Annotated in this window: 9 protein-coding genes; 3 read left to right on the forward strand and 6 right to left on the reverse strand. The window is 72.1% G+C overall.

Features of this window, described 5'->3' with window-relative positions:
* Nucleotides 1-124 precede the first annotated feature (124 nt).
* Nucleotides 125-1,447 (forward strand): MFS transporter, encoded by a 1,323-nt coding sequence (locus ACI2LW_RS32340; RefSeq protein ID WP_404734826.1) that lies wholly within the window; start codon nucleotides 125-127, stop codon nucleotides 1,445-1,447.
* Here the strand turns inward: ACI2LW_RS32340 and ACI2LW_RS32345 are convergent.
* The 6 genes from ACI2LW_RS32345 to ACI2LW_RS32370 form a co-directional block, all read right to left on the reverse strand.
* Entirely contained in the window at nucleotides 1,437-2,537 is a 1,101-nt protein-coding gene (locus ACI2LW_RS32345; protein WP_404734827.1) for a calcium:proton antiporter, read from the reverse strand. The two genes, ACI2LW_RS32340 and ACI2LW_RS32345, sit on opposite strands and share 11 nt — an antisense overlap.
* A 124-nt stretch (nucleotides 2,538-2,661) precedes the next feature.
* Nucleotides 2,662-3,663: a TerC family protein gene (locus tag ACI2LW_RS32350; protein WP_404734828.1), complete on the reverse strand. Its 1,002-nt coding sequence runs from the start codon at nucleotides 3,661-3,663 to the stop codon at nucleotides 2,662-2,664.
* A 258-nt stretch (nucleotides 3,664-3,921) separates the two neighbouring features.
* On the reverse strand, nucleotides 3,922-5,988 hold the full coding sequence (locus tag ACI2LW_RS32355) for a TerD family protein (protein WP_404734829.1): 2,067 nt from the start codon (nucleotides 5,986-5,988) through the stop codon (nucleotides 3,922-3,924).
* 61 nt (nucleotides 5,989-6,049) lie between these two features.
* Nucleotides 6,050-6,628: a TerD family protein gene (locus ACI2LW_RS32360; protein ID WP_404734830.1), complete on the reverse strand. Its 579-nt coding sequence runs from the start codon at nucleotides 6,626-6,628 to the stop codon at nucleotides 6,050-6,052.
* A gap of 191 nt (nucleotides 6,629-6,819) precedes the next feature.
* Nucleotides 6,820-8,976, reverse strand: a complete 2,157-nt coding sequence (uvrB, locus tag ACI2LW_RS32365; RefSeq protein ID WP_404734831.1) for an excinuclease ABC subunit UvrB — start codon at nucleotides 8,974-8,976, stop codon at nucleotides 6,820-6,822.
* A gap of 40 nt (nucleotides 8,977-9,016) precedes the next feature.
* Nucleotides 9,017-9,883, reverse strand: a complete 867-nt coding sequence (locus tag ACI2LW_RS32370; RefSeq protein ID WP_404734832.1) for an MHYT domain-containing protein — start codon at nucleotides 9,881-9,883, stop codon at nucleotides 9,017-9,019.
* A gap of 281 nt (nucleotides 9,884-10,164) precedes the next feature.
* Here ACI2LW_RS32370 and ACI2LW_RS32375 point away from each other — a divergent pair, with 281 nt between their 5' ends.
* Together ACI2LW_RS32375 and ACI2LW_RS32380 are read left to right on the forward strand one after the other, a co-directional pair.
* Entirely contained in the window at nucleotides 10,165-11,037 is an 873-nt protein-coding gene (locus tag ACI2LW_RS32375; RefSeq protein ID WP_404734833.1) for a glycerophosphodiester phosphodiesterase, read from the forward strand.
* A 130-nt stretch (nucleotides 11,038-11,167) separates the two neighbouring features.
* Entirely contained in the window at nucleotides 11,168-11,737 is a 570-nt protein-coding gene (locus ACI2LW_RS32380; protein ID WP_404734834.1) for a methylated-DNA--[protein]-cysteine S-methyltransferase, read from the forward strand.
* The last annotated feature ends 230 nt before the right edge of the window (nucleotides 11,738-11,967 follow it).

Here is an 11,967-nt window from a genome sequence, read left to right on the forward strand (position 1 = left end):
CTCGGGTCCGCCGCTCGCCCCCGGTCTATCACGGCGCGCCTGCGGTACCCCAGGTTGCCCGCACCTGCGCCCGATGCCTCCGTGCGCCCCGTAACCCCTGATCACCGCGGGTGGTTGACGCGGCATGCACGCTGTACGCACCGCAACGGCACCGTCCATGCTCCGGCTGGCCGCCGCCTCGCTCGCCGGCACCGCGATCGAGTTCTACGACTTCTTCGTCTACGGCACCGCGGCGGCCCTGGTCCTGGGCCCGCTGTTCTTCCCCGCGTTCTCCCCGGCGGCGGGGACGCTCGCCGCCTTCGGGACGTTCGGCGTGGGCTTCGTGGCGCGGCCGCTCGGCTCGGTGCTCTTCGGCCACCTCGGGGACCGGCACGGGCGACGGCCGGTGCTCATCGCCTCGCTGCTGCTGACCGGCGCGTCCACGGTCGCCGTGGGCTGCGTCCCGGCGTACGGCACGGCCGGCGTGGCCGCTCCCGTGCTGCTGGTCGTCCTGCGTTTTCTGCAGGGGCTCGGGCTGGGCGGCGAGTGGGGCGGGGCGGTGCTGCTGACGGCCGAGCACGCGCCACCGGCGCGGCGGGGCCTGTGGGCGAGCTTCCCGCAGGTGGGTCCCTCGCTGGGGTTCCTGCTCGCCAACGGCGTGATGCTGACGCTGTCGGCGGCGCTCTCCGACGCGCAGTTCGCCCAGTGGGGGTGGCGGGTGCCGTTCTGGGCCGCGGGGCTGCCGGTCGTGGCTGGGCTGTGGCTGCGTGCGTCGCTGGCCGAGAGCCCCCGCTTCCGGGAGATCGACGTGCCCGTACGGGTGCCGCTCGCCGAGGTCGTCCGCCGTCACGGGCGGCTGCTGCTGCTCACGGCGGGCGCCCTCGCCGTCGGCTACGCCGTCTTCTACACGGTGACGACCTGGTCCCTGGCGTACGGGACCGAGCGGCTCGGGGTGAGCCGAACGGTGATGCTCGCCTGCGTCATGGCCGCGGTGGTGGTGAAGGGGGCCTGCACGCCGCTCGCGGCGCTGCTGGGCGACCGCTACGGGCGCAGGCCGCTGTGTCTGGCGGGCTGCGCGGCGACCGCGGCGTGGATGTTCCCGATGGTGGCCCTGCTGGGGACCGGGGAGCCGGCGTTGATGTTCCTCGGGTTCCTGGGCGCGCTGCTCGCCTTCGTCACGATGTTCGCCGTGATCGGCGCGTATCTGCCGGAGTTGTACGAGCCCCGGGTGCGCTGTACGGGCGCCTCGGTGGGCTACCACCTCGGCGGGGTTCTCGGCGGCGCCCTCACGCCGTTGGTGGCGACGGCGCTCGCCGGGCGCTCGGGGCGTGTGCCGTGGGGCGTCGGCGCCTATCTGACCGGCCTGGCGCTGCTGGGTCTGGTGTGCTTCGCGCTGCTGCCCGAGACCCGTCCCGGGCCGGCCGGGGAGGGTGCGGCCGATCGGCAGGTGACGGCGTCTAGGGGTTGACCGCCAGTTCCAGGTAGGCGGCGAAGACGACCAGATGGACGCCGGCCTGCAGGGGGGTGGCCCGCCCCGGCACCACGGTCAGGGAGCTGACCACCACGGTGAGCAGGAGCAGCAGCATATGGGTGGAGCCGAGGCCGAGGATCAGCGGCCCGGGCAGCCATATGGAGGCCAGTGCGACGGCCGGGATGGTCAGGCCGATGCTGGCCATGGCGGAGCCGAGGGCCAGGTTGAGGCTGGTCTGCACCCGGTCGCGGCGGGCCGAGCGCAGTGCGGCGATGGTCTCCGGCAGCAGCACCAGCAGCGCGATGATCACGCCGACGACCGCGTGGTGCAGCCCGGCGCTCGCGACCCCGGACTCGATGGTGGGCGACACCCCCTTGGCCAGTCCGACCACGCCGATGAGAGCCATGCCCAGCAGGCCCAGACTCGCCCAGGCGACGCGGGCGGGGGGCCGCTCCGCGTGCTCCTCCCTGGTGATCACCTCTCCCTGCCGGGTGATCGGCAGGAAGTAGTCGCGGTGCCGCACGGTCTGGGTCGTCACGAACAGGCCGTACAGCACCAGTGAGGACAGCGCCGCGAAGGTGAGCTGGACCCCGGAGAACTCCGGTCCGGGCTTGCTGGTGGTGAAGGTGGGCAGGACCAGGCTGAGCGTGGAGAGGGTCGCCACCGTCGCGAGGGCGGCACCGGTCCCCTCGGCGTTGAAGACGGCCGTGCCGTGACGGATGGAGGCGACCAGCAGGCTCAGTCCGACGACGCCGTTGCAGGTGATCATCACGGCGGCGAACACCGTGTCCCTGGCCAGGGTCGCGCTCTTGGCGCCGCCGTCCACCATCAGGGTGACGATGAGGGCGACCTCGATCACGGTGACCGCGATGGCCAGGACCAGCGAGCCGAAGGGTTCTCCGACCCGGTGGGCGACGACCTCCGCGTGGTGCACGGCGGCCAGCACCGATCCCGCCAGGATCACGGTGACCAGTACGACGGCCGCGCCGGGCAGGTTGCGCCCCCAGGTGAGGATCAGCAGGACGACCGCGAGCAAGGGCACGATGGCCGTCCACGCCTTCGTGAGCGCCCTCAGCCTCGTGAGCATGGTGCGATCGTCGCAGACGGCGGCGGGGTCCGCACTCCCGCTCCGTCGCGTCCTCGGGGTCCCCGCCGCTCCGGTGTCAGGAGGCGTACCGGAGCGGTGCGGTGTGTGCTCCCGGGGCCCCCGGTCAGACGTGGGAACTGTCCTTCACCTCGCTTCGGTTTCCTTCCCTCACCTCCTCGACCGCGCCCTGCTTGCGGGCGGCCATCAGGCTGGTGACGGTGGTGGTGGCCAGGACCGCGCAGATCACGCCGAGGGAGACGGGGATGCTGATCTCGGGGACGTGGACCCCGGATTCGTGCAGCGCGTGCAGCACGAGCTTGACGCCGATGAAGCCGAGGATGACGGACAGGCCGTAGGACAGGTGGACGAGCTTCCTCAGCAGGCCGCCTATCAGGAAGTACAGCTGCCTCAGGCCCATGAGCGCGAAGGCGTTGGCGGTGAAGACGATGTACGGGTCCTGGGTCAGCCCGAAGATGGCGGGGATCGAGTCAAGGGCGAACAGTACGTCGGTGGTGCCGATCGCCAGCATCACGACCAGCATCGGCGTCATGACCCGCTTGCCGTTCTGCTGGATCCACAGCTTGGTGCCGTGGTATCGGTCGGAGACGCCGAAGCGGCGCTCGGCGGCCTTCAGCAGCCTGTTCTCCTCGTACTCCTCGTCCTCGTGGCCGGCGCGGGACTCCTGGACGAGTTTCCACGCGGTCCAGATCAGGAAGGCGCCGAAGAGGTAGAACACCCAGGAGAAGCTCGCGAGGATCGCGGCGCCGGCGGCGATGAACACGGCCCGCAGCACCAGGGCTATCAGGACGCCGACCAGCAGCACCCGTTGCTGGTACCGCGACGGGACCGCGAACTTCGCCATGATCAGGACGAACACGAAGAGGTTGTCGACGCTCAGCGACTTCTCCGTGATGAAGCCGGCGAAGAACTCGCCGGCCGGCCGGCCGCCGCCGAACAGGAACAGGCCGAGGCCGAAGAGACAGGCCAGGGCGATCCAGACGACGGTCCAGACCCCCGCCTCCTTGATGGACACGTCGTGCGGTCTGCGGCCGATGAAGAAGTCGGCCGCGATCAGTGCGGCGAGTCCGGTGATGGTGAGGGCCCACAGGGCCATGGAAACGTCCACGGTACCTCCGGCGGATGCGTCACGTGCGAATGTGTCAGCGTCATCGCTGCCGGAGGTCTCTTCCACCCGGGGACGGGCCGGCGCCCCGGGATCCGTTCCGATCCGTAGTGACGAGTGCGCCGCGGTGGACGGGAGTACTCCCCTCCGTGCGGACAACAGTACCCGAATTACCAAGGAACGGTAAAGAGCCAGGCAAAGAAAAGATCAAATCGCCTGCTCAGAGTGGCTTTACCTGCACTTGGTGAGGCGGTGTCGCGGTCACCGGCCCCAGTCGCGGCGGGCCGCGCCGACCTGTCCCAGCACCTGCTCGAGCACCTGGCTTCCCGCGGGCACGGCGGGCGGCTCGTAGGTCCAGGCGTGGCCCACCCAGGGGTCGGCCAGGTGGTCGTCGGGAACCGGGGTCAGTCGCAGCAGCGAACGCCACAGCGGGTCGAGCAACGGGCCGTAGGCCGCGGCGTCCTCGCGGTCGGCGACCATCATCAGATGGACCCCCACCGCGGGGCCCTCGTCCGCGAGGTAGCGCAGCTGGGTCACGGCGCGGTCGTCGAAGCCGTGCGGGAAGTCGTTGACGATCAGCAACTGCTCGGCGGTGTCCAGACCGGGCGGAAGCGCGTCGGGCGCACCGCCGCGCACGGCCATCTGCACCAGGTCGACCCGCTGGGTGAGCCGTCCCAGGACGTCCGTGACGCCCGCCGCGCCGAGGGCGGGAGGCCCGGCGAGCACGCCCGTCTGCACCAGCGGCACGAGTGTCTGCGCGGCGGACCCGGCCGCGTCGATGACGTGCACGCCGAATGCACCGGCCGGATACACGGCCAGCAGCCTGGCCGCGTGCGCCACGGCCGTCCGCATCGCCAGGTTCCGCAGTTCGTCCTCGTCGGTGAGGAGGGCTCCGGGGGACGCCGACCGGCCGCTGTCGATCCACAGGCCCCGCTCCAGCGGCAGCCGGAGCAGCATGGGGATGCGCAGGGAGGGGCTCTCGGGCAGATGCAGGTCGCCGAGGCGTATCGCCATCGGGATCTCCATCGGTACCCGGTAGCCGTGCCAGACGGGGCTGTCCCAGCGCGCGTACGCCGGTGGCAGCGCGGGCTCGACGACCTCCGACTCGGCGGCGAGCTGGGCGAGGTCCCGGTCGAGGGCCGCTCTGGCCTGGTCGACGAGCTGGGTGTGCTTGGCGCGTGCCGCCTCACGTGCCGCGTCGCCCTGCCCGCCGATGCGGCTGCGCGGGTCGGACAGGATGCGGTCGAGTTCCTTCTCCCTGCGCGAGTCGGCGAAGTCCACGGCGCTGCGGTAGGCGGCCGTGGTGCGGGCCAGGTCCTCGAACATGCCCCAGACCTGGTTGTAGAGCCGCTCGTCCATGGACCAGCCGGTCGCGTCTCCGGCGACGGGCCGTGCGGGCTGCCCGGGCCCGGCCGGGGGTGCGGCCGGCGCGGGCGGCGGAGGCGCCGCGGGCTGCCGCCGGGGGTGGCTGTAGTCGATCGGTCCGTCCGTGGACGCGGCGGGCCGGGGGGCGGCCGCGCCGTCCTGCGTGCCCGCCGCGTCCGGGTACGGCGGCTGCGGCGTGCCGGCGTCCTGGTACGGCGACTGCGATGCGGTCGGTCCGGGCGTGCCGGGCGCCTGGCCGCCGAGGGTCGCCCCCGGCTGTGCGGGCCCGGCGGCCGGGGCGGTCCGCGACGGCGCGGGACCGCTGTGCTCTGGCCCGGCCGCCGGTGCGGTCGCGTGCCGGGCGCGGTCGCCGTCCGCGGTGCGGGGCGGAGGTGCCGCCACCGAGCGGGCCAGTCCCCGCGCCACCGCCTCGTGCACCGTACCGGCGAGCCGGCCGGCCTCGGGCAGTCCTTGGTCGGCGAGGAGTTCGGCGAGGCCGCCCGCGTACCCCTGGCCGACCGCGCGGACCTTCCAGGCGCCCTGCCGGCGGTACAGCTCCAGGGCGATCACGGCCGACTCGGCGTCCAGGCCGGTGAGGGTGTAGCTGGCGAGTTCGCCGCCGTCGAGGCCGGTGACGGCGGCGAAGGGCGCGGCGACCGTGCCGAAGCGGGCCGGTCCGCCGGGGGTGGCGGGCAGGGCGAGCAGCACGGTGATCCGGTGCACGGCCTCCGGCATGGCGCCGAGGTCGAGTGCCAGCCGGTGGTCGGCGGCGGCCTGCCGGGAGACCTCGACCCCGGGCAGGACGGGGGCGCCGGGGTGGACCACCCACTCCTCGCCCCGCACCCTGCCGTTCTCGTCCCCGAGTGTGGCCGCGGCCAGCACAGGTGTGCCGGCCGAGATCCGGATCTCCAGGCGGACCTCGGAGAGCGGATGGTTCTGCCCCCGCACCAGCTCGGCCGTCATCGCCTTCTTCCCCCTGGTTCCGTGTGTGCCGTGAGCCGCTCGCCCGCGCGTCCTACGTGTTCTACAGGTGCGGCAGGATGGCCGGCATCAGGTCCTGGAAGGTGCGGCCGTTGGCCGGGGTGCCGATGGCCGTCATCGTCCAGCCGGCGCCGGCACGGTGCACCTTCGCCATGATCTGGGCGGTGTAGTTGCCGCCGCCGGCCAGGGTGTAGCGGGCGAGTTCCGCGCCGTTGGTCTCGTCGACCAGCCGGCAGAAGGCGTTCTGCACTTCCTGGAAGGTCTGGCCCGTGAAGGAGTTCACGGTGAAGACGATCTGGTCGATGTGGACCGGGACGCGCTGCAGGTCCACCAGGATGGCCTCGTCGTCGCCGCCCTGGCCCGCCCCGCCGACCAGGTTGTCGCCGGTGTGGCGCACCGAGCCGTCGTCGCTCACGAGGTGACGGAAGAAGACCACGTCCACGGGCTGCTTGTCGGCGAAGAGCACGGCGGAGGCGTCGAGGTCGATCTCGCGGGTGCGGGAGCCGAACAGGCCGCGGCGGGGCGCCGCCTGCCAGCCGAGGCCCATGCGCACCGCGGCCAGGCTGCCCCCGTCGTTCTTCTGCAGACTGATGGCCTGACCCTTGGTCATGTTGACGGTCACGGCTGGTTCCCCTCTCGAACGACTCCCCGGTTGCCGCGGCTCGCGCGGTTGCAGGAAACCCTACGCAGGGCCACTGACATCGCCGCACACCGGTCCGCACTTTGTGTCGGTCTTGCAACACACCGCATCCGGGCAGGGTTTCGCAGGTGACCGTCCCGGCGGGAGCGGCGGGACGGGTCACGCCGCCGGGCTCAGGCCAGGCCCGCCTCCCGCATCTGCCGCAGTTCCTTCTTCATCTCGGAGACCTCGTCCCGCAGCCGGGCCGCGACCTCGAACTGGAGATCGGCCGCCGCGGCACGCATGCGCTCGGTCATCTCCTCGATCTGCTCGGCGAGCTGGGTGGCGGGACGGTCGGTCGGCGCCGTCTCCTTCGCCCCCGCCTTGGCGGTCTTCGCGGGCTTGGCCGCCTTGGCCGCCTTGGCCGTCTTGTCGCCGAGCGAAGGCACCGGCGCCTTGGCCCCCTTGCCGTCCTTGGTCCTGCGGTAGCCCGTGCCGAGCAGCTGCTCGGTGTCGACCTCCTCGCGGGCGATCTGCGCGACGATGTCGTTGATCTTCTTGCGCAGGGGCTGGGGGTCGATGCCGTGCGCCTTGTTGTAGGCGATCTGCTTCTCCCGGCGGCGGTTGGTCTCCTCGATGGCCCGCTCCATCGCCGGGGTGATCTTGTCGGCGTACATGTGGACCTGGCCCGAGACGTTGCGCGCCGCGCGGCCGATGGTCTGGATGAGGGAGGTGCCCGAGCGCAGGAAGCCCTCCTTGTCGGCGTCCAGGATCGCCACCAGGGACACCTCGGGCAGGTCGAGGCCCTCGCGGAGCAGGTTGATGCCGACCAGGACGTCGAACTCGCCGCTGCGCAGTTCGCGCAGCAGCTCGACACGGCGCAGGGTGTCGACGTCGCTGTGCAGGTAGCGCACCTGGATGCCGAGTTCGACGAAGTAGTCCGTGAGGTCCTCGGCCATCTTCTTGGTGAGCGTGGTGACCAGGACCCGCTCGTCCTTCTCCACCCGCTCCCGGATCTCGTGCACGAGGTCGTCGATCTGGCCCTCGGTGGGCTTGACGACGACCTGGGGGTCGACCAGACCGGTGGGGCGGATGATCTGCTCGACCTGGCCGTCGGAGCGGGAGAGCTCGTACTGTCCGGGGGTCGCCGACAGGTACACCGTCTGGCCGATGCGCTCCTGGAACTCCTCCCACTTCAGCGGGCGGTTGTCCAGGGCGGAGGGCAGGCGGAAACCGTGGTCCACGAGGGTGCGCTTGCGGGAGGCGTCGCCCTCGTACATGGCGCCGATCTGCGGCACCGTGACGTGCGACTCGTCGATGACGAGCAGGAAGTCGTCGGGGAAGTAGTCGAGCAGGGTGTTGGGCGGGGTGCCGGGCAGCCGGTCGTCGAAGTGCATGGAGTAGTTCTCCACGCCGGAGCAGGTGCCGATCTGGCGGAGCATCTCGATGTCGTAGGTGGTGCGCATCCGCAGCCGCTGCGCCTCCAGCAGCTTGCCCTGCTTCTCCAGCTCGGTCAGGCGCTCGCCCAGCTCCTTCTCGATGCCGTTGACGGCGCGCTCCATGCGCTCGGGGCCGGCGATGTAGTGCGAGGCCGGGAACACGTACAGCTGCCGGTCGTCGCTGATGATCTCGCCGGTGAGGGGGTGCAGGGTGGACAGCGCCTCGATCTCGTCGCCGAACATCTCGATGCGGACGGCCAGCTCCTCGTAGACCGGGAAGATCTCGATGGTGTCGCCGCGCACCCGGAAGGTGCCGCGGGTGAAGGCCATGTCGTTGCGTGTGTACTGGATGTCCACGAAGCGGCGCAGCAGCTCGTCGCGGTCGATCTCGTCGCCGACGCGGAGGGGGACCATGCGGTCCACGTACTCCTGCGGGGTGCCCAGGCCGTAGATGCAGGAGACGGACGCGACCACGACGACGTCGCGGCGGGTGAGCAGCGAGTTCGTCGCGGAGTGACGCAGCCGCTCGACCTCCTCGTTGATCGAGGAGTCCTTCTCGATGTAGGTGTCCGACTGCGGGACGTACGCCTCGGGCTGGTAGTAGTCGTAGTACGAGACGAAGTACTCGACGGCGTTGTTGGGCAGCAGTTCGCGGAACTCGTTCGCCAGCTGCGCGGCCAGGGTCTTGTTGGGCGCCATGACCAGCGTGGGGCGCTGGAGCTTCTCGATCATCCAGGCGGTGGTGGCGGACTTGCCGGTACCGGTGGCGCCGAGCAGGACGACGTCCTTCTCGCCGGCCTGGATGCGCCGGGCCAGCTCGGCGATGGCCTGCGGCTGGTCGCCGCTGGGCTGGTAGGGGCTGACGACCTCGAAGGGCGCCACCGTGCGTTCGATGTGAGAGACGGGCCGCATGCCATCCACCGTACGACCCGGCACTGACAATGGGTCCGGATCAGCGGTTCTGCGGGGTGCGGTACCCCTCGTGGGCCGCGGTCCCGCGGGCGCGGGCCGCCGGGCGGCGGGCGGGGTGCGCGAGGAGTTCGCGGGCCGGCACCCCGGGCTTGCGCTCGACGGGGGTCCAGTCCGGGCGGCCCGTGATCATCAGCGGGTCGAAGAACACGACGACGCCGGCCAGAAGCAGGAAGGCCAGCGGGCCGACGAGCATGGGCGCCAGCAGGGCCGCGGGCGAGTCGCCCGCGGGCCCGCCCGCCCCTCCGTGCAGATGCACGGTGAGGGCGGCCATGCCGGTGTAGTGCATGCCGCTGACGGCCAGGCCCATGACGAGGCTCGCGCCCACGCTCCACAGGAAGCCGCGGACCTGTCCGGCCGCCCACAGGGCCGCGGTCGACGCGACGACGGCTATGACGACGGAGGCCGCCACGGTCAGCGTGTTGTACCCGAAGGTGCCGTTCAGGCGCATGCCGGCCATCCCCAGGTAGTGCATGGAGGCGACGCCCAGGCCGGTGATGGTGCCCCCGGTGAACAGCGCGGACCCGGTGGCGCCCTTGTAGCCGACGATGAAGACGCCCACGCCCACCATGACGACGGCGACGGCCAGGCTGGCGTACGTCGTAGGCCGGTCGTAGTGGATCGGCGCTCCCCGGACCGAGAATCCGATCATCGCGACGAAGTGCATGGTCCATATGCCCGAGCCGATCGCCGCCGAGCCGAGGGCGAGCCAGCCGGGGCGCCAGGAGCGCGCCGCGCGCAGGGCGCGGGTGGTGCACCGCAGCCCCAGGGCCCCTCCCAGGCAGGCCATGAGGCAGGCCACCAGCGGGGTGACCAGCCCGTAGCTGAATCCGTCGACCGTGCCCTGCATCCGCGGTTGCCCTTCCGCCCTGTTGCGTCCCGAATGTCGTGAAGTGTGCCCCCGCCCCCGGGTCGCTCGGGCGGCCCAGGTTGACGCAGAGAGTATGACTGCCACCGCAATGGCCGAACGACTCTCCGGCAAACAAACACGTCGCGACCGCACTTGTGCGGCACTGGTGAGCGCCCCCCGGACCGTCCCGCACCGCCTTTGGCCGCCCCGCACCCGCGCGCCGCGACTCGTCGTTGTCCATCGTGTGCTGTAAGTGATCGATCGACGCGAGGAGTACCCCCGTGCACGCGCGCTCCGTTGCCGCCACGACCATCGCGCTCCTGGGATTCGCCCTGTTCGCCCCGGTCCCCCGGGTCAGCGCGGCGGGTGCGCCCGCGCACCCCCTGGTCGTCGCCCACCGGGGCGCCTCCGCCTACGCGCCGGAGAACACGCTTCCCGCGATCGACAGGGCCGCCGCCCTCGGCATCCCCTGGGTGGAGAACGACGTGCAGCGCACCAGGGACGGCGAGCTCGTCGTCGTCCACGACGCCGGGCTGCGCCGCACCACCGACGCCGAGCGGGTCTTCCCCGGCCGGGCGCCGTGGAGGGTGAAGGACCTCACCGCCGCCGAGATCGCCCGCCTGGACGCGGGCAGCTGGTTCGGCCCCGCGTACGCCGGCACGCGGGTGCCGACGCTGCGGCAGTACCTGCGCCGGGTCGAGCACAACCACCAGAAGCTGCTCCTGGAGATCAAGAATCCCGAGCTGTATCCGGGCATCGAGCGGCAGACCCTCCAGCTGCTCGGCGACGAGGGCTGGCTGGACCGCTCCCACCGGGCGGGCCGGCTGATCGTGCAGAGCTTCAGCGCCGGCAGTGTGCGGACCGTGCACGCGCTGCGGCCGGGGGTGCGGACCGCCTTCCTCGGCCGCCCGGCCGCGAAGGACCTGACGGCGTACGCGGGTTTCGCCGATCTGATCAACCCCTCCCACAGTGGGCTCACGGACGCCTACGTCACCGGCGTCCACGCGCGGCGCGGTCCGCACGGCGACCCGATGCGCGTGTTCACCTGGACGGTGGACGACGCTCCCGGCGCCCGGACCGTGGCGGGCCTCGGCGTCGACGGCATCATCACCGACCGGCCGGACGTGGTGTGCCGGGCGCTGGACTCCGCGTGAGCCCCGCGGCGCGCCCGAGCCCCGCGGCGCGCCCGAGCCCCGCGGCGCGTCCGAGCCCCGCGATGCGCCCGAGCCCCGCGGCGAGGGCGGAGACCGGCCCGTTGTCAGCGGTGGCCCGTACCGTGGTCGCATGGACAGCCACGAGCAGGACACCCAGGGGCAGGACACGCGGCAGGTGGTGTGGGAGGTCGTACGTACCGGCATCGGCCCGCTGCTGCTGGCGGCCACCCGGGACGGCCTGGTCAACGTCGTGTTCCACGCCTCCGACGCGGTGCGCGACCGGGCGCTCGCCCGGCTGGCGTCCCGGCTGGGCGGCGAGCCGGTCCACGCGCCGGGCTCTCCGCTGCTGGCCGAGGCGATACGCCAGGTGGAGGCCTACTTCGCGGGCACGCTGCGGGACTTCCGGCTGCCCCTGGACTGGTCGCTGATCTCCGGCTTCAACCGCCAGGTGCTGCGCGAGCTGGCGAGAGGCGTCCCGTACGGAACGGTGGTCGGCTACGGCGATCTCGCCGGCCGCGTGGGCCGGCCCCAGGGGGCCCAGGCGGTCGGCATGGCGATGGGCGCCAACCCGCTGCCGGTCGTCGTGCCGTGCCACCGGGTCGTCGAGAGCGACGGGAACATCGGCGGCTTCGGCGGCGGACTGGAGACCAAGCGGAAGCTGCTCGCGCTGGAGGGCGTGCTGCCCGAGCCGCTGTTCTGAACGGGAGCGGCACGCCCGCCCGGCCCGCCCCCGTCCGGTGCGCGGTGTACGGCGTGCGCTGTACGGCGTGCGCTGTACGGCGACTCCGCCCGGACTCGTACCGGGCCCGGTACGGCTGTCCTGGGCCGCGCTAGTTGTACTCGGCCGGGAGGTTGGTGACACGCCTACCGTCGGTTGTTGATCATGGGGGGACCTCCGGGCGTAGTGGAGATTGCCGTCTTCACTCACCT

The organism is Streptomyces sp. NPDC004065 (assembly GCF_044903565.1).
Lineage (GTDB): Bacteria > Actinomycetota > Actinomycetes > Streptomycetales > Streptomycetaceae > Streptomyces.

Coding starts and splice junctions, on each gene's coding strand:
- uvrB (WP_404734831.1), bottom strand. CDS start 8,976: ATGCGGCCCGTCTCTCACATCGAACGCACGGTGGCGCCCTTCGAGGTC.
- ACI2LW_RS32380 (WP_404734834.1), top strand. CDS start 11,168: ATGGACAGCCACGAGCAGGACACCCAGGGGCAGGACACGCGGCAGGTG.
- ACI2LW_RS32340 (WP_404734826.1), top strand. CDS start 125: ATGCACGCTGTACGCACCGCAACGGCACCGTCCATGCTCCGGCTGGCC.
- ACI2LW_RS32370 (WP_404734832.1), bottom strand. CDS start 9,883: ATGCAGGGCACGGTCGACGGATTCAGCTACGGGCTGGTCACCCCGCTG.
- ACI2LW_RS32345 (WP_404734827.1), bottom strand. CDS start 2,537: ATGCTCACGAGGCTGAGGGCGCTCACGAAGGCGTGGACGGCCATCGTG.
- ACI2LW_RS32355 (WP_404734829.1), bottom strand. CDS start 5,988: ATGACGGCCGAGCTGGTGCGGGGGCAGAACCATCCGCTCTCCGAGGTC.